This is a genomic window from Acinetobacter sp. IRS14, assembly GCF_034650275.1.
Taxonomy (GTDB): Bacteria; Pseudomonadota; Gammaproteobacteria; order Pseudomonadales; family Moraxellaceae; genus Acinetobacter; species Acinetobacter oleivorans.
In genome coordinates, this window is record NZ_JAOVFN010000006.1 from 161,973 (window position 1) to 183,651 (window position 21,679).

Below are 21,679 nucleotides of genomic sequence, written 5' to 3' on the forward strand. Positions count from 1 at the left end.
TTCATCTATGAATATGTAGAACTCTTGGATTTTTAGCGATTAAAACGGCAAAGCAATTCAGCCTTCGGATCTTAATCGAAAAAATGCGATATGAATATCGAAAAAAATAGATATGAATATCGCAAAAGTGCGATATGATGTCTTCGAAATGCTGAATAAAGCTTTGTTCGTTTAAAAGACGTGTTGAGCCTATGGATATTGATGCAATTAGCAAAGCCCTTTCCAATCCGCTACGTCGGCAGATTTTGCAATGGTTGAAAGAACCTGCGCATTATTTACCAGTGGAAGAGTGTGGTGGTAGTTTTGAGAAGGGTGTTTGTGCAGGTCATATTGAACGATTGGGCAAAGTAGCACAGTCTACAATGTCGAATCATTTGTCTGTTTTACAACAGGCGGGTCTGATTCAGGTCCAAAAATATGGTCAATGGTCTTATTTTTCACGTAACGAAGCTTTGATTCAGCAATATATCGAACATTTAAAACAAACACTTTAACAATATTAAAGTGTAAGTCGAGGCGACTATGGCTGAACTCAATACTCCTTTAACGGTTGGTGATTTTGAAATCAAAAATCGATTGGTAATGGCTCCATTAACGCGTGCGCGTAGTGGTGAAAGCCGAGTACCTAATGATTTGATGGTTGAATATTATCAACAGCGTGCAAATGCTGGTCTTATTTTGACTGAAGCAACAGTGATTGGTTCAAAAACTGTGGGTTATGCAGAAACCCCGGGATTATGGTCAGAAGAACAGGCACAAGCTTGGAATAAAATTATTGAGGCAGTTCATGCTCAAGGTTCAAAAATTGTAGCTCAGCTTTGGCATGTGGGGCGTATTTCGCATCCTGAACTTTTAGATGGTGATATTCCTGTTGCACCAAGTGCAATTCAACCTGCGGGTGAAGTGAGTTTATTACGTCCTAAACGCCCGTATGTAACACCACGCGCACTTTCATTAGAAGAAGTGAAAGAGGTTGTTGCTCAATATAAACATTCAGCAGAATTAGCTAAAGCAGCTGGTTTTGATGGTGTTGAATTACATGCAGCGAATGGTTACTTAATTGACCAATTCCTTCAAAGTAATACAAATCAACGTGATGACGAATACGGTGGTCCTGTTGAAAACCGTGCACGTTTATTATTAGAAGTCGTTGATGCATTTATTGAAGTGTGGGGCGCTGGCCGAGTAGGTGTACATATTGCACCACGTGGTGATTCACACGATATGGGTGATGAAAATCCATTAGCAACTTTTGGTTATGTTGTTGAACAACTGAGCCAACGTAACGTTGCTTTCATCTTCTCTCGTGAATACGAAGCTGCTGATAGTATTAGCCCTAAACTTCGTGAAAAATTTAATGGTGTATGGATTGCGAATGAGAACCTAACACCAGAGTCAGCAAAACGTATTTTGCGTGATGGTGAAGCTGACGCAGTATCTTTTGGTAAAGCATATATTGCCAACCCAGATCTTTTACAGCGTTTAGAGCAAGACTTACCTTTAAATGAACTTCAACCAACAACTTTATATGCAAAAGGTGCTGAAGGTTATACAGACTATCCAACGCTAGAAGCTTCGTAATTTTTTAAACTGATAATTTACTGACCTCATTCATTTATGGGTTCAGTAAATCGCTTTTCTTGTAATGGTAGAGTTTAGGTATCGAAACTCTGCCATTTTTTCTATCTATGTTATATTTTCCCCAGTTTTAAACTTTGACTATTTGAGGCAAACCGCTTGGCGACCCCATTTTGGTACAACACCGCACTCCATTTATTAAAACCTTTTTACCACTGGCGGATAAAAAAACGTGCAGAAAGCCAGGAATTATATAATCAGGAATGTCTGGAAAGATTTGGGCCGTTTGAATCTCCAAAAAATGTGAGAGCAATTTGGTTCCATGCTGTTTCGGTTGGAGAAACCAATGCTGCGCAGCCTTTAATCGAGCATTATCTTAAACTCGGACAACCTGTGCTAGTTACTAATACGACTAAAACTGGGCAGGCACGTGCCAAATCATTATTTTTAAAAGCACCTTATTTAGATTTATTTCAAGCAGTTTATTTGCCTGTTGATCAAAAGCATCTTTTAAAACAATTTTTTGAATTGTATCAGCCAAAACTTTTAGCATTGGTTGAAACTGAACTTTGGCCAAATTTAATTGATCAAGCCAAGCTACAACATGTTCCTTGTTTATTGTTAAATGCACGCTTATCAGAAAAATCAGCTAAAGGTTATAGCCGAGTCTCAGGTCTAACAGCAGGAATGCTGAGACAAATTGACTGGGTATTGGCACAAGATAATGCTACTCGCCAACGCTATGTCGAGCTTGGCTTAGATCAACAAAAAAGTCAGGTGGTTGGAAATATTAAATTTGATATTCACGCACCAGAAGCATTTATAAATCAGGCAGCAAAGTTACACCAGCTATGGTATTTGGGCCAACGTAAAGTACTGACAATTGCCAGTACACATGCACCCGAAGAACAACAAATTTTGCAAGCACTTCAGCCTTATTTAAAATCAGATCCAGAGTTAGTCTGTATTGTCGTACCTCGACATCCTGAACGTTTCGACGAAGTCTTTGAAATTTGCCAAAACCTAGATTTAATTACTCACCGTAGAAGCTTGAACCAAAGTATTCATACGAGTACACAGGTTTATCTAGCCGATAGTATGGGAGAGCTTTGGTTATGGTATGCCTTAAGTCAGGTGTGTTTTGTGGGTGGTTCTTTAAATGAACCAGGTGGTGGACATAATATTTTAGAGCCTATGGTTTTGAATGTACCGACCGTCATTGGACCTCGTTACTTTAATTTCCAAACCATTGTCGATGAATTCATTGACGAAAATGGTGTGCTCATCGCCCAAGACGCTGAGCAAGTTGTAGCAATTTGGATGGCGTGTTTAGCTGAACCTGATCAGGCCCAACAAGTAGTAGAACAAGCACATAAAGTCTTACAACGTAACCAAGGTTCATTGCAAAAACATATTGGCGTAATTAACCGGTATTTGGCCGACAAATCATGAATATTGTTTTGCTAGAGCCTGAAGATATTCAGTCAGACACATGGGTAATTCACTCAAAGCGCCAATTACAACATTTACGTGAACATCTTGATATTACGGTTGGCCAGAATCTAAAAGTTGGTGTTCGTAATGGCGCACGTTATACCACTGAAATTATTTCGATTAACGAGCAAGAAGTTTGTATACGACCTACTAGTGAAGAAGCTGTCCCTGCAAAAATTCCGGTTCATTTAATCGTAGCTTTACCAAGACCCAAAGTTTTACGCCGTTTAATCATGGACAGTGTGACTTTAGGTGTTGAAAGAATTAGTTTGATTCATAGTTATCGCGTAGATAAAAGCTATTGGCAAACTCCATTTTTGCAACAACTCGATAACTATGTGACTTTAGGGCTTGAGCAAGCAGGTGACACGATTGTTCCTGAAATTCACATGTACAAACGCTTTAAACCTTTTGTTGAAGACGTTCTGCCAAGCTTGATCTCGAAAGAAACACCCGCCTATGTGGCTCACCCTTATGCCGAGCAGAGCATGCCAGTTAATATTCCACATGCTTGTAGTGTAGTCGTGGGCCCCGAAGGTGGCTTTATTCCCTATGAAGTTGATTTGCTCAGAAAAAACGGCTGCCAAGCTGTGAGCTTAGGCAACCGTATTTTAAGAACTGAAACGTCTATTTCTTATATTTTAGGTCGTCTCTTTAGTTGATGCCTCAGGGTTTAAAAGTGGCTGATTTGCTGCCATTTTTAATTCCTGAATTGGATATGGAATATTAATTCCGTTCGCATTAAAAGCTTGCTTGACCTGAGCTTGAATGGTGCTCGTAGATGACGAAATATCAGTTTCAGTTGTATCAACCCACCAGCGTACAGTCAGGTTAACCGAGAAATCTGCTAACGCTGTAACGTTAACCGAGAAGGCGGGCTGGCTGAGTACATTTCGGTCATTGTTAAGAATATCTAAAATAATCTGCTTAGCTTTTTGTTCGTCATCGTCATATCCAATTCCGACTACAAACTCACAGCGTCGTTGTTGATAAGCAGTATTTACAGTTAAAGCACTTGTATAAACAGTTGCGTTTGGAATAACAATTCGACGACCATCTGGCGAGCGTAAGAATGTTGCACGAATTTGAATATCTTCAACAGTTCCTTCAAGCGAATTTACAACAATGGAATCGCCAATGCGGAATGGTTCGCTTAATAAGATTAAGATGCCTGACAATAAGTTTTGAAAGATATCTTTAAATGCAAAACCGATAGCGACAGAACCAATTCCAAGTGCACTCATGAGTTGCCCTGGTGTAAACCCTGGAATCATAATGACGAGAGCAATTAAGAAACCAAAGAATAAAATTGTTGTACTGCCTACACGGTTTAAGACCAAAACTAGGTTTTGGCGCGTGTAAGAGCGGTTTTCTAAGGTTTTACGAACAAAGAACTTAAATAATTTGGTCAGTAGCCAAAAAATAATAAAAACGATAATCGCAATACATATATAAGGCACACGTTCCCAGAAGCTATCCACGATTTTGTCGATAGTGGTATAGGCATCATGATACTTTTCAGTATGGGCTAAAACCGTTTGAGTGGTTTTAGTGCCCGCTTCTTGCAAAAGTTCGCCTGTATTTTTTGCGACATCCGTTAAGGATTTTTGTTCATCAGCCACGGCAAGTCTCAATTAAAAAAATTTATGAAAGCGATTTTCGGCTTTCATCATAGTAGGAGATAAAATGTGCGCCTACTATAATGAGTTCATCTAAATAATAAAGTGTTTTTTAATTAAAAGTATTCCGTTCCTTTTTGTAAGATTTGTGTCGGTGTTTCTAAGGTATCAGTCCCTGAGAAATAATAAAAAATTCCTGCTGTTGAAATAAGGCTAACTAAAATAGCGACTAAAATAAGCCAAGCCATCAGTTTTTCTATAAACGTTGCTGGTCGAACAGGACCGTATTCGTTTGGACCTGCTGTACCTGAGGCAAGCAGTAAATAAATCATAAAAAAGAACTGAACAACTGGAATGAACAATAGCAATCCCATCCAGCCACTCTTATTTAGATCGTGCAAACGTCGAACAACGAGAACAATATTTAAATAAATCAGGAACAGCGAAAAAGCCCAGACTACCAAGGCACTGGCTCCAGAAAGAGAGCTATAAAATTCAAAATTAAATAAATTGCTTGAAAGCTGAAAACTTCCAAGAAATGAAGCCAAAATGAAATAGCCCAAGAGGGTGACTAAATAAATCAGTCCATAACCACCTAAATAGCTCATACGATTAAAACGTCCATGAATTGAAAACGGACTATCTTTAAAAGGGAGTTGTGGTGGGCGTGAGGAGCTTGTTTGGGCAAACATATTATTTTATTCCTGTGTTGCGTATGAGAGACAAAATAATCTTTGTTGATGATCAAAACCATCAAATCTTGCAAAAATTATAAAAGTAAAAGCTATAGACAAATGTTTTAAATCAACTTAATTTTATAAAAATGTTCACAATTTCGTGTGCTTGAGTAAGTGATCAATATATGACCAAAGTCGCATTGTTTAGACTTTGAAAGAGTCATCATACTGCAAAGGCATGCAAATAAGATCCAGTAAAATAATAGCCACAGTCTCGAGATGGGATGCACAAGATCAAGGAAGTTGCGTATGAATGAGATCTATCCAGTACCAGAGGAATTTAAAAAAACAGCTCGTACTGTTGAAGCAGACTACTTTAAACGTTATCAACACTCTATCGAGAACCCAGATGAATTCTGGGCAGAGCAAGCTAAAATTGTCGATTGGATAAAACCATTTACCCAAGTTAAAAATACGAGTTTTGACAAAGACAATTTCAAAATTGAATGGTTTGCTGATGGTGAGTTGAATGTGTCAGCAAACTGCCTAGACAGGCATCTTAAAGAACATCCACATAAACCTGCAATTATTTGGGAAGGGGACCATCCTTCTCGTCATAAGATCGTTTCTTATAAAGAATTACACGACGAAGTCTGCCGCTTTGCCAACGTTTTAAAGAAATATGGTATTGGTAAAGGCGACCGTGTTGTGTTGTATATGCCAATGGTGACTGAGGCTGCAATTGCCATGTTAGCCTGTGCCCGTATTGGTGCTGTTCATTGCGTGGTGTTTGGTGGGTTCTCGCCAGACTCTTTAGCAAGTCGTATTGAAGATAGCCAAGCTAAACTGGTGATTACCGCAGACTCAAGTCTACGTGCCGGAAAACTATTACCACTCAAAGAAAATGTCGATTTGGCTCTAGAATTGCCGGGTACAGAGTGTGTTGAAAATGTAGTGGTGGTTTACCGTAATGCGAACCCGATTGAAATGAAGCCGGGGCGTGATTTGTGGTATCACCTCATTATTATGGAGGTTGATGCAAACTGTCCTCCAGAACCGATGAAGGCAGAAGACCCATTATTTATTCTCTATACCTCGGGCTCGACAGGTAAACCGAAAGGTGTTCTGCATACTACAGGTGGTTATTTAGTCTATGTAACAAGTACCTTTAAAGAGGTCTTTGATCTAAAACAAGATGATGTGTACTGGTGTACGGCCGATGTAGGCTGGATTACAGGGCATAGTTATTTGATTTATGGCCCACTTGCAAATGGAACTACGACTTTAATGTTTGAGGGTGTACCTCAATATCCAACATGGGCACGTCTTGGTCATGTGGTCGATAAGCACAAAGTTTCTATTTTATATACAGCGCCAACCGCGATTCGCGCCATGATGCGAGAAGGGGATTCATTTGTACGTGAAAGTAACCGTAGCAGCCTGCGTTTACTTGGTTCTGTCGGTGAGCCTATTAACCCTGAAGCTTGGAATTGGTACTACAACGTTGTTGGTGAGGGCCGCTGTCCGATTGTTGATACATGGTGGCAAACCGAAACAGGCGGTATTTTGATTGCCCCATTGCCGGGTGCAACAGCTTTAAAACCGGGTTCGGCAACACGTCCGTTATTTGGTATTCAACCTGCCATTGTAGATGGTGAGGGCAATGAGCTAGAAGGTGCGGCCGAAGGTAATCTGGTGATTAAAGATTCATGGCCGGGCCAGATGCGTACTATTTGGGGCGATCCTGATCGCTTTATTGAAGCGTATTTCTCGACCTTTAAAAATACCTACTTTACAGGTGATGGAGCTCGTCGTGATGAAGATGGCTATTACTGGATTACAGGTCGAGTTGATGATGTCTTGAACGTTTCAGGCCACCGTTTAGGTACTGCTGAAATTGAAAGTGCTTTGGTGTCACATGAAGCCGTAGCAGAAGCCGCGGTGGTGGGTATGCCGCATGATATTAAAGGACAAGGTATTTGTACTTTTGTGACTCTACAAGCGGGTGTTCCAGAGTCGGAAGAACTGCGTAAAGAGTTAATTAACTGGGTACGTAAAGTACTCGGGCCAGTAGCTTCACCAGATGCACTCCATTGGGCACCAGCATTACCTAAAACGCGTTCGGGTAAAATCATGCGCCGTATTTTAAGAAAGATTGCAGCGAATGAATTAGATAGTTTAGGTGACACTTCAACTTTGGCTGAACCTGCTGTAGTAGATCAGTTAATTGCAACGGTTTATCCTGATAAGCAAAACTAATTTTAAAAAGTCCCATTTGGGGCTTTTTTATTAAGCTTTATTAAGAGTTTGCTAAAAAGTCAGCAGTATTTTGTACATTCGCGAATGTACTAAGCGCAGTTAAAAAAGCAGTTTGTACATCTTCAGCTTTTACAGTCTTTCCAGCATAACTTAAATCACGAGTTGCCGTTGCATCTGCAATCAAGATTGGTTGATAGCCCAGTTCTTTGGCTGCGCGTGTGCCTGAATCAATACACATGTGAGTCATCATGCCTGTAATCACGAGTTGTTCAATTTGATGTGCTTTTAAAAGCTCATCTAAATTGGTTTCTAAAAAACTGTTTGGATAATGCTTTGTCACGATTAATGATTCATCGTGAGCGCTAAGTTCAGGGTGAAGTAAAACCCCATCTGTATTTTCTTGGAAGAAGCTGGCTTGTGGCGGATTAATATGTTGCACATAAATGATTGGCAAGTTTTTCTCGCTAAAATATTGTTCGAGTTGTTTTATTTTTTCTAGCGCTTGCTCTGGCCCAACCAATTCCATTTTGCCATTTTTAAAATAATCATTTTGTACATCGATAATTAATAGTGCTTGTTTCATGAGATCACTCTTGTTGATATGAGATAAAACAAGATTATTCTCTGCCAGTAAAATCGGCTATAGTCAGATGAAAGCATTACCGCCAGATTTCTTTCGCCATGAAAAATGAATATTGAATTAGACCCGATTGATCTAAAAATTATTGCATTGCTTAAACAGGATTCTCGACTAACCAATAAAGAAATTGGACAGCGAGTTCACCGGACAGGGCAGGCAGTGGGCGCTCGAATTGCTCAGTTAATGGATGCTGGTGTCATTAAAAATTACACAATTGCCGTGCAATATTCGCATAAACAATTTATTCATTTGCATTTAAATGAACAACGCGCTTTTGAAGAAATTGAAAATTTGGTTAAGCAATATGAACAAATAGATGAATGCTTTAAAGTGATGGGCAATGCGTGCTATATGATCGTCAGCCATTTTGAACCCGCAGCATTAAATGAATTCATCGAGAAACTTTCAAAATGGTGCCGTTACTCGGTTGAAACAGTGATTCGAGAAGTCGAGAAATCTTAAAAATAAAGGCTCCAAGCCGAGTCTTGGAGCCAATAAGTCTTTATTTTTAATTTATTGTTTTTATTGTCTTGCGCTGCTTTAAATGAAGTTTTTTAGGCTGATTTCGCTTGAATTTCTATCTCCTTTTCTTGTTGAAGTTCTAATTGGCGAACGAGTGGTAGAACTTTTTCCCCAAAATATTCTACTTCTTCAATGAAATGTAAAAATCCAGAAAGAATCAAATCAACACCTACATTTTTAAGCGCCACAATACGCTCTGCAATTTGCTGAGGTGTACCAATTAAATTGGTTTTAAAGCCATCATTATATTGCACTAAATCTTCAAAACTTGATTTTGCCCAGTTACCTTGTTGCTCTGGAGAAGCTGCACCTGCTTCACGTGTTGCATCGCCAAACGCATTTACGGCTTCAGTGTTGGCTTTATCAATAATTTCTTGAAGTACCGCTTTTGCTTCTTCTTCGGTATCTCTAGCAATAATGAAAGCGTTCACACCAATTTTAACCTGATGGTTATTGGCTTTAGCTTTGGTACGGATGTCTTCGACTTGTTTTTGAATTTCCTCTACAGTATTACCGTTAGTGAAATACCAGTCAGAAACACGTGAAGCCATGTCACGTGCAGCACGTGAGCTACCACCTTGAAATACTTCAATATAAGGCTTTTGCAGTGGTTTTGGCTTAAGTGTGTAGTTTTGGAATTGGTAATATTTACCATCGAAACTATAGTTATCGGTAGTCCAAATTCCTTTTAGCGTGCGAATGAATTCTTCAGAGCGGACGTAGCGCTGATCATGTTCTGGCCACTCTTCACCAATCGCATCAAACTCTCCTCTAAACCAACCACTCACCACATTAATGGCAATACGGCCTTCAGTTAGATAATCAATTGTTGCAAGTTGCTTAGCTGCGAGTGCCGGTTTCCAGGGGCCGGGCAGAATAGCCGCAATCACCTTAAGTTTTTCAGTTTTTGCCAGTAATGCATGACTGAAACTTACTGATTCATGCTGGTTTTCTGCTCCGTACCCCGCCGTAAAACGAATTTGAGTGAGCGCATATTCAAAACCATTTTTTTCGGCAGCCTGTGCAAGTCGAACATTGTAGTCATAACTCCAGTCTGTACGCTGTTCGATGTTACTTACTACAAGGCCACCGCTTACATTTGGTACCCAATAAGCAAATTTAATTGGTTGTTGTAATTGCGTCATGGTGTGCTCCCCCAATTCGTATTTTTATTTAGCGATATTGCACTTAGGCAACATGCGTTGTTAATGATTTGCCAGACTTGTGATGCAAGCGAGACTCTGCCGCATCAAGATCAGGCACAGCCGCTGAAGGTAATACTTCTTCTTGCTCAATTTGCTTGTTAATACCAAGCTCTTGATTTGCTTGCTGAGTCTTAGATTTGACTACTTCAGCACGTTCACCTTTCGCTGGTGCCCATTCTAAAATTGGCAATGCACGTGCCACGGCTAACGTAATACGATCTGATAATTGCTCGCTTTTCACCGTGTATTCAGGGGTAAAGTCACGATCAGTTGCATATACGCCAATTGGTAAAGTTTGTGCTTGGAAGAAACTGAACAATGGACGAAGTTGATGTTCAAGTACCAGTGCATGACGATCACTACCGCCCGATGCTGCTAAAAGTACAGGCACATCGACCAATGCAGTTTGTTCAACAAAATCGAAGAAATGTTTGAAAAGACCTGTAAAAGATGCACGGTAAACAGGTGTACCTACAATTAAAGCATCAGCTGCTTCAACCGCTGCAAGATCATCTTGCACGCGCTGTGGAAGTTGGTTGCGATAAAATGCACCGCCTAATAAAGGCCCAATTTCGCTTAATTTAATAAAATGAACTTTAATATCGGTTGCTTCGGATAACTCATCAAGAATGGCTTGAACCAGACTTTCCGTTTTAGATGGGGTATTTAAGCCACCAGAAACAGCAACAATATTCAAAGGTTTTGGTGATGTGATACCAGTCATAATTTGGTTCCTAAGCCTAAAACAAGAGATTGGACTTATTAATCAACAACGACGGCGAACTGTAAAATAACGAAATTGGTCAACCTTATCAGTTTTAAATATAAAAGATAAATAGTGGATTTTTATACTTTATTTATCTATTAAGTTGCTGTTTTTATTTTATATAATTATTGGTGATATATTTTTTATAATAAAAAGTAAGCTTATATAAAAAACAGATTAATTTTGATTAAATGTTAAAAAACATCTGAAAATTTTAGCTAAGTTCTGCATTTATCATCATTTTGCATAAAAATGGATAAGATGAACGTATCTTTCAACTAAATAGTAGGGTTACAATAGGCCATACTTATGCTCAAGATTACTTTAATCGCTTATGAATATTTTAATCGTTGATGATCATCCTTTGTTTCGTCATGCTTTAATTCAAGCAGTACGTTATAGCCTGCCACAGGCACAAATTCATGAAACAGCTTCGGTTGATGAGTTTTATGAGCGTTTGGAAAATGGGGCAGAACCTGATCTAGTATTACTCGATTTAAATTTACCGGGTGCTTCAGGCTTTTCTGCTCTAGTCTATGTACGAGCACAGTATCCAGCTATTCCAATTATTGTGGTTTCTGCACATGAAGAAACTTCAATTATTCAGCGTGCGATTGCACATGGCGCGATGGGTTATATTCCTAAATCTGCTCATCCAAGTCATATTGGTGAAGCGATTCGTCAAGTATTAGAAGGTGAAATCTGGTTACCACCTAATTTGCCACCTAACCTTAATCTTGATCCGAGAGCGGCAGATGAAACTGCTTTAGCTGAACGTATTCAATCTTTAACACCACAGCAATTCCGTGTTTTGATGATGGTTGCGGAAGGTTTGCTTAATAAACAGATTGCTTATGAACTTGATGTTTCGGAAGCAACAATTAAAGCCCATGTGACAGCAATCTTTAGAAAATTAGGTGTGCAAAACCGTACACAAGCCGTATTGGCCATTAGTGCATTAAATATTGAAGATAAGAAAATCTAAAAGTAAAAAAGACCTCAGTTGAGGTCTTTTTTATGTGTGCCACTTAAGCAAGGCAATCCTGCTTTGGTGTTAGGCTGTCGCAGTACAAAGGATTGAGTGCACATTGCAAATCATCAATTTGATCTTGAGTCACATAACCTTTCATTTTTAAATATTCAGCCACGCGGTCATCACGCAAGCTTAAAAACGCTGCATCATAAACACCTAAATCTACAAAAAGTGCAGCTGTTTCTAGGCTATTGAAGCGATCAAGGAAAATATCATTGCCATACATTAAGAAGATATGGTCGAGTTTTGCTTTTTCATCGACATGTAGTCGTTCAGCAAGTTGATCTGGATGAGTTTTAATAAAGAGTAAGTCAGAAAGCTCATCAAACTGAGTCATATCTAACTGATTTTCTCCGAGTTTGACATGGCCAAGCCAAGCTTTGAAAACCAGTACAGCTCCACCGCGAAGTAACATGCTCCAAATTTGATGACGTGTGTCGTGATCAAGATTTTCACTTTCAGCGCTAAGCACTTTTAAGAAGTTTTCTTCTTGTTGTGCCAATTTATCAAATAAGCCCAATCCTTGAGGATGATAAGCCGCAGGTGCAAATACATCAAAATTTAGATCATGAAATACATTAAGTGCGAGTGGGACTGCACTTTGATAAATCGTATTTAACGCTTTGATATGGGCTTCATTCAGTTTGCTGTTGGGAAAAATACTTTGCCAATCTAGTTCAGGAAGTAAAGCATTGGCACTGTATTGACGATAAAACTGTTGAGACGAGAGTTGGTTTTGTGGGCTGTTATCAGAAATATTCATGGCAATTGTCCTTTGCATTAATTCGTGAGCAGGGGTGCTTAATATAGAAATCGGTTAAAAAATGGTTATACATTTATCAAATGCGTTTGGAGTAGTTATGTGTCATCAAGAATGCAAGTAGAATACGACTAAAGTCGTATATAGTGGTTTTGGCTATATAATAATTTTAAAAAACAAATATTTATTAAATTGTAACTAAGTATACAAGTGTTCACTTACAAAAAAGATGGGCTTTGCCATAGAAAAAGGGCTGTTGGAAAGTTTAGCCAATTATTTAATCAACAAAAGTAGACTTTTTGAGCAGTTCTGCCTATTGGCTTAAATTAAACCTATAACTTTTGCCAAAATATCTCTCCCAAACTTATAAAAAGCTTGGGAGAGGAAAAGGTTTAATCTGCCGCGCTGGCAATTTTAAGTCCCGATAGCCATGCTCTTAGAGAAGCTGGTTTAAGCGGTTTTTTGAGTAAAACGATATTCAGTTCTTTCAATTGCTGAGGTAACTCTGGATGGGAGTCTGCTGTAATTAAAGCAACCGGAACGTCATGCTGTCGATTTTGCATAATAAAATCGACACCGAGTTGGTTGTTATTTAAATGCTGATCGATAAGCCAGACCTGAATATTCTCTTTTTGAATAATTTCTAGTGCTTGTTCTGGTTCAGTGGCTTTAAAAACCTCATAACCCCATCGACCTAATAAGCTACTCATTCCTTCTAAAATAGTTTCATCATTGTCTAAACATAAAATCCGGTAGGCTTTAGTTTTTAAAGGCACTGCCTGTACGGTTGGGGTTATCACTTTTGGCGCTTCTACGACTGGAACCTCAATCATAAAGCAAGAGCCTTTATTGAGTTGAGAGTAGACATGAACAGGGTAATTCAACAAACCTGTCATACGCTGCACAATTGCGAGACCCAAGCCTAAGCCTTGCTCACCCCACGGTGATAAATGCCCACAGCGTTCGAACTCTTGAAACAGTTTAATACGTTGTTCTTCGGCAATTCCGGGACCTGTATCCCAAACGCCAATACGAATATGATCAGGTTTTTGAGCCGAACGTAATACACCGACAATCACTCGGCCTTTGGCGGTATAACGTAATGCATTACTCACAAAGTTTTGAATAATACGTCGTATCCACTGTGGATCTGTGTCAATCCAGAACGATACATCGTGAACTTTGAGTGAAATATTTCGCTGAGCAGCAATCGATTTAAACTGTAGTTCAAGATCACTGAGTAAATCATGCAACGGGTAAGGTTGTCTTTTTGGCTGTATGCTACCACCTTCCAAACGCGCAATATCGAGTAGGGCAGAGAGCATGCTTTCTGCACCATATAGAGCACGGTCAAGTTGTTGCAAAGTTTGACGGTCTTCTTCGGTCGCAATGCTTTGTTCAAGAACAGTACTAAAGAGACGAGCCGCATGCATGGGTTGTAATAAGTCATGACTTGCCGCTGCAATAAATCGGCTTTTTGACATATTCGCCATATCGGCTTGTTCACGTGCGAGCTGCTGTTCGGTTAAAGCACCAGCAAGTTGTTGAGTTCGGTCTTTTACTCGGGCTTCAAGTATTGCCTCATTCGCACGGAAAGCAGTAATGTCAGCGAATGTTGTAACAAAGCCTCCACCTGAAATAGGATTACCGCGCATTTGAATAACGCGTCCATCTTTACGGATTCGTTCAAATTCATGTGCACTTCCGACTTTCATCCAGTGTAAACGTTTACGAACATGTTCTTCGACTGAACCAGGGCCGCATTCGCCGCGTTCAGCGTTATAACGAATCAAATCGGCAATTGGACAACCCACATAAACTAAATCTTTTGGGTAGCCAAACAGTTTTAAATATTGGTTATTCCAAGCCACCAGACACATATTTTTATCAACCACACTCACCCCTTGGGTCATGTGGTCAATCATGGTCATGAGCAAGTTTTGATTGAAACGTTGCCACTGTGAGGCTTGGTCTAAAATATTAGCGACTTGTCCTAATGCGAGGCCATTATTGATCATTGCTGTAGTGAGCAAAGTACGGGCAGAGGCTGCACCGATAATGCCAGCTAGATATTGCTCGGTAAAACGCCACCACATGCCATTGGCGATGCTATTGGGGTTGAGCGTGAGATGATTTTGCTCGCAAAAGTTTTCAAATGCCTGTGTTGTTGGTTGCTCACCTGTAATTCTTTTAGCAAGCGCGAACAGGTCACCTACTTTTAAACGTGCAGCATCGTGCGGTAAATAAGTTAAATCGGTAGAGGTATGCGGTGATGGCAGGGGTTTGGTTTCATAGTAGAAAAAGCTTTCTGCCTGAATTTGTTCTGCCACACTTGGGCGGTAAAGTTTAGAAATCCAAATATATAAAACAATATTTAAACCAAGCGACCAAATAACGCCGTGGGTTAAAGGTGCAAATGATTCAAAACCAAAAAGTGACTCTGGTCGTAAGGCGTTAATTCCAAAAGGGCCAAAAAGCAAAATACTTTGGGCAGTTTCCTGATAGGCCTCTGGCAAGCTACGTAAAATCGTTGGAAATAGTAATGTGTAACTCCACATCAAAAATCCAATAATGAGGCCAGCATAGACACCTTGACGGCTTCCACCTCGCCAATACAAGCCTCCAATAAGCGCAGGTGCAAACTGGGCAACTGCACTAAACGCCAATAAACCAAATACTGAAAGCTGGTTAATATCATTAAAGAAATGGAAGAATAAAAAGCCAAGTAGCATCACCGCGACAATACTAATACGACGGCTGAATTTAAGAACTTTAGGTAAATGCTTATCGTGACGTGACAGCAACTTAAAACGCCAGAGTGCAGGCATAATCAAGTCGTTACTGAGCATGATAGATAGGGCAACAGATGAAACCAGTAACATACCTGTTGATGCAGAGAACCCACCTAAAAAGGCCAGTAAAGCCAACCACTCTTGGTTATAACTCAGGGGTAATGAGAGTACTGCAACATCAGGTACAGTTAAGAACTTCGGTGCAGCATGCAATGCCCAGCTTGCGATTGGAATAATGGCTAAAATTGTTAAAATCAGATAAACCGCAAACCATTTGCGTGCACCGCGAATATGCTTTTCATCTCGTAATTCGACTACTGCTACATGAAACTGGCGAGGCAAGCAGATAATTGCCAAACCTGCCAATAAGGTCTGAATCCAGAAAGTTTCAGGCACTCCAAATAGTTGAACCTCCTGAAAGGTTTGGTTCACATCGGATGTGACTTGGACAAGGTTCGCTGGTGTTTCAAAAATAAAAAATAAAGCAACGCAAATCAGCGCGAATAATTTTACAAAAGATTCAAATGCCACAGCTAACATGAGGCCGCCATGTTGCTCGGTATTGGCAATTTGCCTTGTACCAAAAATCATGGCCAAAATAGCCAGTACACTGGTTAAAAGCAAAACACTATTGGTGGTTGTATGGATATGAGCATTCTGTTCCATAATGACAGAAGTACTTAAAGCAATCGCACGTAACTGTAGAGCCAGATAGGGAATAATTGCGATTACAGCCAAAATGGTGACCAGTGAAGCCAATACCCCACTTTTCCCATAACGTGCCGCAACAAAGTCAGCAATTGAGGAAATTGCGTGGTGTTGGCGTACCCGACCTAAACGTCGCCAAATGTCATAGCCAAACCAGACAAATAAGAGAGGGCCTAAGTAAATAGGCAAGAAAATGACGCCTTCTCGAACAGCTGCTCCAGTCGCGCCGTAAAATGTCCATGATGAACAGTAAACGCCTAGCGTTAAGCTGAACAAGAACATGCGGCCACGTGTACTCAGACGGCTGGCATGCTTTTCACCAAAAAAAGCACAAATAAATAAGAGTGCTATATAAAGGGTGAGTACCCCAATAATCAGCCAGCTGTTCATATGACTCACATGATTAAAACCTTGTGCCTATCATACCCCAAGCAGAAACAAAGCTATAAATTGATTAAATTTTAACGACCAAAGTCTAAGTTACGAATTACACGTAATTTTGCTAACTTTAATCCTGAGAAACTACTATTAAAAAGTGGCCAAGGCTGGGCACAGGGCAAGGAGTTTGGTTATGGATCAGAACCAAGTAGAACAGATTCTACGCAATCCAAAGTTTCAAAAGATGGTCAAGAAAAAAAGTACATTAAGTTGGACACTCACAATCATCATGTTAGTTCTTTATGTGGGTTTTATGCTGCTTGTTGGCTACAACAAAGAATTTTTGATGAGTTCATTTAGTGGTGGTGTAACGACATGGGGAATCCCACTAGGTTTAGGAATTATCGTTTTATCTTTCCTATTGTGTGGTGTGTATTCTTTTATCGCGAATAGTACCCTTGACCAGTTGAGTGAAGAAGCGTTGAAGGAAGTTGAAGCCATCACGCATGAGAAAGGACTACACTAATATGAAATGGAATTCATTAAAAGCGAAAGCCTTATTGGCAGCAGCATCGCTATATTCAACAGTGGCTATGGCAAGTCCAGATCTGGGGGAAGCTGAACAACAAGCAACCAACTGGCATGCTATTATTATGTTTGTCATTTTTGTTGGTTTCACTTTGTTTATTACGAAGTGGGCTGCGAAGCAAACTCAATCAACACAAGATTTCTATACAGCAGGTGGTGGTATCAGCGGTTTCCAGAATGGTCTGGCAATTGCGGGTGACTATATGTCTGCTGCATCTTTCCTTGGTATTTCTGCACTTGTGTTTAGTTCAGGCTTTGATGGCTTGCTTTACTCGCTTGGGTTCATGGTAGGTTGGCCAATCGTTTTATTCTTGGTTGCAGAACGTTTGCGTAACCTAGGTAAATATAACCTTTCAGATGTGGTTTCATTCCGTCTTGAAGAGAAACCAGTACGTACTTTAGCTGCAGTCAGTTCACTTGTTGTAGTGGCATTCTATTTGATTGCTCAAATGGTAGGTGCGGGTCAGCTCATCAAATTACTCTTTGGTTTGAACTACAATATCGCTGTTGTCATCGTTGGTTTATTGATGATGGCATACGTAATCTTTGGTGGCATGTTAGCAACAACATGGGTACAAATTATTAAAGCGGTCATGTTACTCAGTGGTGCAACCTTCATGGCATTCATGGTGATGAAAGCGGTTGGTTTTAGCTTCAGCAACATGTTTAGCCAATCAATTGAAGTATTCAGTAAAGTACACGACATCAGTTTGGCCGATGCTTCAAAAATTATGGGGCCGGGTAAACTTGCGGCAAATCCAATTGATGCCTTGTCTCTAGGTTTGGCGTTGATGTTTGGTACAGCAGGTCTTCCACACATCCTGATGCGTTTCTTCACTGTAAAAGATGCAAAAGAAGCACGTAAATCGGTTGTGGTTGCAACAGGTTTTATTGGTTACTTCTATCTTTTAACTTTCATTATTGGTTTCGGTGCGATCCTTTTCGTATCAAACAATCCGCAATTCCTTGACGTTGCGAAAATGGCAGTAACAGGCAAACTTGAGCTTGTTGGTGGTAACAATATGGCAGCCGTACATTTAAGTGACGCTTTAGGCGGTGACTTATTCATGGGCTTCATTTCAGCAGTAGCATTCGCAACGATTCTTGCTGTTGTTGCTGGTTTAACACTTTCAGGCGCATCTGCAATCTCTCATGACTTATACGCTAACGTATTCAAAAAAGGTCAAACGACACCTGCTTCTGAACTTCGTATGTCAAAAATTGCGACATTGGGCTTAGCAATCTTCGCAATGGTTTTGGGTATCTTATTTGAGAAGCAAAACGTAGCATTCATGGTTGGTTTAGCGTTCTCTGTAGCTTGTTGTGCAAACTTCCCGATTCTTGTTCTTTCAATGTTCTGGAAAGGCTTAACAACTCGCGGAGCGGTTATTGGTGGTGTGGTTGGTCTTGTAACAGCAGTAGTACTTATTGTTCTTTCTAAAGCAGTTTGGGTAGATACTTTAAAAATCTCTGATACACCAATCAACCCGTTTAATGGTCCAGCGTTATTTGCTATGCCATTGTCATTCCTTTGCTGTTGGTTCTTCTCGGTAACTGACAACTCTGCACGTGCAAAAAAAGAGCGTGCTGCTTTCGATGCTCAATATGTTCGTTCAATGACAGGTATTGGTGCATCTGGTGCATCGGATCACTAAGACTAATATTATTAGCTCATTCTTTAAAAAGCCCTACGGGGCTTTTTTTATACTTATTTTATTTCCAATCCAGAGTTTAGATATTAATAAAGAACAACTTGTTTGCCTGATTTTGTGTACAGTATTATTTGTTAAATCTCAAAAAAGCATAATGAAACAAGGAAAATAATAATGCGATCTATTATTGAGTTTTGGGCAAGTTTTCGCTTACTGCCTTCTGCATGGCTGTTACTGGTTCAGTTTATTTTATTGATTTTAGCCATGCTGACATTTGATAGTTTGCCTTATCGGACTTTAACCTGGTCATTAGGTGTCCTTGCTTTATTATTGATTGCTAAAGTTATTCGCCAGACCCCGATGTTTACTTTTTTGGGCTTAACATTTGTGAGCGGTGCAATTCTGTCATCAGTACTGATTGTGTTGGGATATAGCAATTTATATATTCAGTTATTTGCCCATAGCTGTGAAGCTCTGGCCTATTTTTCGGCGGCTTATGGTTTATTTCGTTATATGTTCGCTGACCGATATTTAACAAGAGATGAACTATTTGCGGCGGCAGCAGTCTTTACACTGATTGCATGGGGTTTTGCATTTTTATATAACATTTGCCAGCTCGTTTTCCCTTATAGCTTTCAAAATCCAAATAACCCCCATGCTTTCCAAACTTGGCTAGATTTACTCTTTTTAAGCTTTAGCTTGCAGTCTGCTACAGGCTTATCCGACCTCATGCCAATCACTCCACCAGCGCGCGTTTTAGCCATGTTGCAAATGTTCTGTGGAGTCATGTACTTAGCTTTAATCGTCACCCGTCTAATTGCTTTACAATATATTACCCACCTCCCTAAAAAAAATTCAGATAAATAATGGAGGAGGTGTTTTAATTTATTTACACCTTTGTAACTGCAATATTCTTTAAGTTTATTTAGAGTGTTATCGGCTTTCTCTATTGAAAGCCCTAGCTTTGTTCATTCTATGAATATCTTATTGGCATTTAAGCCTGTCACTCGTCATTAAAATAACATGGAGGATTTATGCCTTCCAAACAGTCCGGTTGGTTCGCAAACGTTAATCCTAACGTATTTTTGGGCACGGTCATTATTATTGCTTTGTTTTTAGCAGTGGTTGTGATCGCCCCGAGTTCTTTTGAGCTTCTAACACAGCAATTAAAACAGTGGATCACTGATTCATTTAGTTGGTTCTATGTTTTATCTGTTGCTTTCTTTCTCATCTTATTGATTTACATTGCCTGCTCCTCGATTGGACGCATTAAATTAGGACCAGATCATAGTCAGCCTGATTATAACAATGGGTCTTGGTTCGCCATGCTGTTTACAGCAGGGATGGGGATTGGGTTGATGTTCTTCGGCGTTGCCGAACCTGTCATGCATTATGTTAATCCACCAAGTGGTGAGGCTCAGACTATTGATGCAGCACAGCAAGCATTAAGAGTTACCTTTTTCCATTGGGGACTACATGCTTGGGCAATCTACGCTGTAGTTGGGTTAGCTTTGGCTTACTTTGCCTATCGGCATAATTTACCCTTAAAGACCCGTTCAGCACTCTATCCACTCATTGGTAAGAGAATTTATGGAGTGTGGGGCGATGGTATCGATATATTCGCAACTATTGGTACGGTATTTGGTGTAGCGACCTCTCTTGGCTTTGGGGTAACCCAGATCAATTCTGGTTTGCATTACTTATTTGGTGTAGAGCAAAGCACCAATATTCAAGTCTTACTCATTATTTTCGTGAGTATGTTAGCTTCCTTATCTGTGTTCCTCGGTCTTGATAAGGGTGTAAAACGTTTATCGGAGTTAAACTTAGTTTTAGCTTTAATATTATTGGTATTTGTTTTTATTGCTGGTCCGAGTATTTATTTACTTCAAACGACGATTCAAAACACTGGGCAATATATCTCTAACCTATTTACCATGACATTCAACTTATATGCCTATCAGCCGAATGGCTGGATTGGTGGTTGGACAATTTTGTACTGGGCTTGGTGGATTTCTTGGTCACCGTTTGTGGGAATGTTTATTGCCAGAGTTTCTCGTGGTCGTACCATTCGAGAATTTATTGTTGGGGTTTTACTCATTCCAACAGGCTTTACCATTATCTGGATGGGTTTCTTAGGAAATGCTGCCTTATTCAGTATTATTCACGAACATCAAACAACATTAATTCAGGCTGTTCAGCAAGATTCGTCAGTTGCATTATTTGAATTCTTAGGTCACTTACCGTGGTCTGGAGTGATGAATGTCTTAGCAACTATTTTGGTGGTTTTATTTTTTGTGACATCTGCTGACTCAGGGGCATTAGTCACTGACTATTTAACTGCTAAATCTGAAAATTCACCAACTTGGCAGCGTCTGTTCTGGACGGTACTCATGGCTGTGCTCGCAATTATTTTATTGCTAGTCGGTGGCTTGGCTGCACTTCAGGCTTCCATCATTATGAGTGCGTTACCTTTTACTGTCGTCATGCTCTTAATGAGTTGGGGATTAATAAAGGCCTTGCATCTTGATGTCACAAAAATGACAGCCATTCAGGAAGCACGCATTACACCACGCGCGATTCATAATCCAAGGAGCTGGCAACAGCGTCTAGGGTTAATCATGCACTATCCTCATAATGAAGAGGAAGTGCGTGAATATATTGAGAAGCAAGTGGCTGGTGCATTTGAAAATATTCAACATGAATTTAGACGCCGTCATCTTGAGGTTTCAATTAGCCAACTTGAAGATGGTATGCAGCTTCGGGTGGACCATCACAATGAAATTAATTTTATTTATAAAGTTGTTCCACGTGAAACAGTACCACCAAGTTTTTTAATTGGGCGTACTGAAGCCGAAGACGGACAATATTTCCAAGCAGAAGTTTTCTTAAGAGAGGGTGGTCAGAACTATGATGTAATGGATTGGACGCAAGAAGATTTAATTCAAGACATTATTGATCAATATGAACGTCATCTGTATTTCTTAAATATTGTGCGAAGCTAATATTTA

Annotated in this window: 18 protein-coding genes; 11 read left to right on the forward strand and 7 right to left on the reverse strand. The window is 39.9% G+C overall.

Annotation, left to right across the window (positions count from 1 at the left end; translation table 11 throughout):
- The first annotated feature begins 191 nt into the window (after nucleotides 1-191).
- From ODQ17_RS08325 to ODQ17_RS08340, 4 genes are all read left to right on the forward strand, one after another.
- Entirely contained in the window at nucleotides 192-494 is a 303-nt protein-coding gene (locus ODQ17_RS08325; protein ID WP_002121891.1) for an ArsR/SmtB family transcription factor, read from the forward strand.
- Nucleotides 495-522: 28 nt separating this feature from the next.
- Nucleotides 523-1,581, forward strand: a complete 1,059-nt coding sequence (locus ODQ17_RS08330) for an alkene reductase (protein ID WP_322902892.1) — start codon at nucleotides 523-525, stop codon at nucleotides 1,579-1,581.
- Between the two features lie 156 nt (nucleotides 1,582-1,737).
- Nucleotides 1,738-3,030 (forward strand): 3-deoxy-D-manno-octulosonic acid transferase, encoded by a 1,293-nt coding sequence (locus ODQ17_RS08335; protein WP_322902894.1) that lies wholly within the window; start codon nucleotides 1,738-1,740, stop codon nucleotides 3,028-3,030.
- Nucleotides 3,027-3,734, forward strand: coding sequence for a 16S rRNA (uracil(1498)-N(3))-methyltransferase (locus tag ODQ17_RS08340; protein ID WP_322902896.1), 708 nt, complete (start codon nucleotides 3,027-3,029; stop codon nucleotides 3,732-3,734). The genes ODQ17_RS08335 and ODQ17_RS08340 overlap by 4 nt, the downstream gene beginning before the upstream one ends.
- Here ODQ17_RS08340 and ODQ17_RS08345 read toward each other — a convergent pair.
- The gene (locus tag ODQ17_RS08345; protein ID WP_004790025.1) at nucleotides 3,714-4,694 is read right to left on the reverse strand and encodes a mechanosensitive ion channel family protein; all 981 of its coding nucleotides are present in this window, start codon (nucleotides 4,692-4,694) and stop codon (nucleotides 3,714-3,716) included. The genes ODQ17_RS08340 and ODQ17_RS08345 overlap by 21 nt on opposite strands.
- Before the next feature lie 113 nt (nucleotides 4,695-4,807).
- Nucleotides 4,808-5,383, reverse strand: a complete 576-nt coding sequence (locus ODQ17_RS08350) for a DUF805 domain-containing protein (RefSeq protein WP_013196608.1) — start codon at nucleotides 5,381-5,383, stop codon at nucleotides 4,808-4,810.
- A 294-nt stretch (nucleotides 5,384-5,677) separates the two neighbouring features.
- Here ODQ17_RS08350 and acs point away from each other — a divergent pair, with 294 nt between their 5' ends.
- Nucleotides 5,678-7,627, forward strand: a complete 1,950-nt coding sequence (gene acs / locus ODQ17_RS08355; protein WP_049837519.1) for an acetate--CoA ligase — start codon at nucleotides 5,678-5,680, stop codon at nucleotides 7,625-7,627.
- A gap of 40 nt (nucleotides 7,628-7,667) precedes the next feature.
- Here acs and ODQ17_RS08360 read toward each other — a convergent pair whose 3' ends face one another.
- A complete protein-coding gene (locus ODQ17_RS08360) occupies nucleotides 7,668-8,210 on the reverse strand; it encodes a cysteine hydrolase family protein (protein ID WP_322902900.1) in 543 nt (180 codons plus the stop codon).
- A 105-nt stretch (nucleotides 8,211-8,315) separates the two neighbouring features.
- Here ODQ17_RS08360 and ODQ17_RS08365 point away from each other — a divergent pair, with 105 nt between their 5' ends.
- Entirely contained in the window at nucleotides 8,316-8,729 is a 414-nt protein-coding gene (locus tag ODQ17_RS08365) for an Lrp/AsnC family transcriptional regulator (protein ID WP_005066843.1), read from the forward strand.
- 92 nt (nucleotides 8,730-8,821) lie between these two features.
- Here ODQ17_RS08365 and sfnG read toward each other — a convergent pair whose 3' ends face one another.
- Entirely contained in the window at nucleotides 8,822-9,934 is a 1,113-nt protein-coding gene (sfnG, locus tag ODQ17_RS08370; RefSeq protein ID WP_322902902.1) for a dimethylsulfone monooxygenase SfnG, read from the reverse strand.
- Between the two features lie 43 nt (nucleotides 9,935-9,977).
- Complete coding sequence (gene msuE, locus ODQ17_RS08375; RefSeq protein WP_005300671.1) at nucleotides 9,978-10,718, reverse strand: FMN reductase; 741 nt, start codon at nucleotides 10,716-10,718, stop codon at nucleotides 9,978-9,980.
- 376 nt (nucleotides 10,719-11,094) lie between these two features.
- Between msuE and ODQ17_RS08380 the strand changes: the two genes are divergently transcribed.
- A complete protein-coding gene (locus tag ODQ17_RS08380; RefSeq protein WP_013196611.1) occupies nucleotides 11,095-11,745 on the forward strand; it encodes a response regulator in 651 nt (216 codons plus the stop codon).
- Between the two features lie 43 nt (nucleotides 11,746-11,788).
- Here the strand turns inward: ODQ17_RS08380 and ODQ17_RS08385 are convergent, their stop codons facing one another.
- The gene (locus ODQ17_RS08385; RefSeq protein ID WP_013196612.1) at nucleotides 11,789-12,556 is read right to left on the reverse strand and encodes a hypothetical protein; all 768 of its coding nucleotides are present in this window, start codon (nucleotides 12,554-12,556) and stop codon (nucleotides 11,789-11,791) included.
- Between the two features lie 389 nt (nucleotides 12,557-12,945).
- Nucleotides 12,946-16,443, reverse strand: coding sequence for a hybrid sensor histidine kinase/response regulator (locus tag ODQ17_RS08390; protein ID WP_013196613.1), 3,498 nt, complete (start codon nucleotides 16,441-16,443; stop codon nucleotides 12,946-12,948).
- Nucleotides 16,444-16,624: 181 nt separating this feature from the next.
- Between ODQ17_RS08390 and ODQ17_RS08395 the strand changes: the two genes are divergently transcribed.
- From ODQ17_RS08395 to ODQ17_RS08410, 4 genes are all read left to right on the forward strand, one after another.
- Nucleotides 16,625-16,957: a DUF485 domain-containing protein gene (locus tag ODQ17_RS08395; protein WP_004790008.1), complete on the forward strand. Its 333-nt coding sequence runs from the start codon at nucleotides 16,625-16,627 to the stop codon at nucleotides 16,955-16,957.
- Between the two features lies 1 nt (nucleotide 16,958).
- On the forward strand, nucleotides 16,959-18,674 hold the full coding sequence (locus tag ODQ17_RS08400) for a cation acetate symporter (protein ID WP_004790007.1): 1,716 nt from the start codon (nucleotides 16,959-16,961) through the stop codon (nucleotides 18,672-18,674).
- A 171-nt stretch (nucleotides 18,675-18,845) separates the two neighbouring features.
- Nucleotides 18,846-19,538, forward strand: a complete 693-nt coding sequence (locus ODQ17_RS08405) for an ion channel (RefSeq protein ID WP_213066418.1) — start codon at nucleotides 18,846-18,848, stop codon at nucleotides 19,536-19,538.
- A 167-nt stretch (nucleotides 19,539-19,705) separates the two neighbouring features.
- Nucleotides 19,706-21,673, forward strand: a complete 1,968-nt coding sequence (locus ODQ17_RS08410; RefSeq protein WP_151767049.1) for a BCCT family transporter — start codon at nucleotides 19,706-19,708, stop codon at nucleotides 21,671-21,673.
- The last annotated feature ends 6 nt before the right edge of the window (nucleotides 21,674-21,679 follow it).

Excerpts from the sequence above, each read along its gene's own strand:
- sfnG (WP_322902902.1), bottom strand. The coding sequence starts at position 9,934 with ATGACGCAATTACAACAACCAATTAAATTTGCTTATTGGGTACCAAAT.
- ODQ17_RS08405 (WP_213066418.1), top strand. The coding sequence starts at position 18,846 with ATGCGATCTATTATTGAGTTTTGGGCAAGTTTTCGCTTACTGCCTTCT.
- ODQ17_RS08395 (WP_004790008.1), top strand. The coding sequence starts at position 16,625 with ATGGATCAGAACCAAGTAGAACAGATTCTACGCAATCCAAAGTTTCAA.
- ODQ17_RS08400 (WP_004790007.1), top strand. The coding sequence starts at position 16,959 with ATGAAATGGAATTCATTAAAAGCGAAAGCCTTATTGGCAGCAGCATCG.
- ODQ17_RS08325 (WP_002121891.1), top strand. The coding sequence starts at position 192 with ATGGATATTGATGCAATTAGCAAAGCCCTTTCCAATCCGCTACGTCGG.
- ODQ17_RS08340 (WP_322902896.1), top strand. The coding sequence starts at position 3,027 with ATGAATATTGTTTTGCTAGAGCCTGAAGATATTCAGTCAGACACATGG.
- msuE (WP_005300671.1), bottom strand. The coding sequence starts at position 10,718 with ATGACTGGTATCACATCACCAAAACCTTTGAATATTGTTGCTGTTTCT.
- ODQ17_RS08365 (WP_005066843.1), top strand. The coding sequence starts at position 8,316 with ATGAATATTGAATTAGACCCGATTGATCTAAAAATTATTGCATTGCTT.
- ODQ17_RS08380 (WP_013196611.1), top strand. The coding sequence starts at position 11,095 with ATGAATATTTTAATCGTTGATGATCATCCTTTGTTTCGTCATGCTTTA.
- ODQ17_RS08360 (WP_322902900.1), bottom strand. The coding sequence starts at position 8,210 with ATGAAACAAGCACTATTAATTATCGATGTACAAAATGATTATTTTAAA.
- ODQ17_RS08350 (WP_013196608.1), bottom strand. The coding sequence starts at position 5,383 with ATGTTTGCCCAAACAAGCTCCTCACGCCCACCACAACTCCCTTTTAAA.
- ODQ17_RS08390 (WP_013196613.1), bottom strand. The coding sequence starts at position 16,443 with ATGAACAGCTGGCTGATTATTGGGGTACTCACCCTTTATATAGCACTC.
- ODQ17_RS08330 (WP_322902892.1), top strand. The coding sequence starts at position 523 with ATGGCTGAACTCAATACTCCTTTAACGGTTGGTGATTTTGAAATCAAA.
- ODQ17_RS08410 (WP_151767049.1), top strand. The coding sequence starts at position 19,706 with ATGCCTTCCAAACAGTCCGGTTGGTTCGCAAACGTTAATCCTAACGTA.
- ODQ17_RS08385 (WP_013196612.1), bottom strand. The coding sequence starts at position 12,556 with ATGAATATTTCTGATAACAGCCCACAAAACCAACTCTCGTCTCAACAG.
- acs (WP_049837519.1), top strand. The coding sequence starts at position 5,678 with ATGAATGAGATCTATCCAGTACCAGAGGAATTTAAAAAAACAGCTCGT.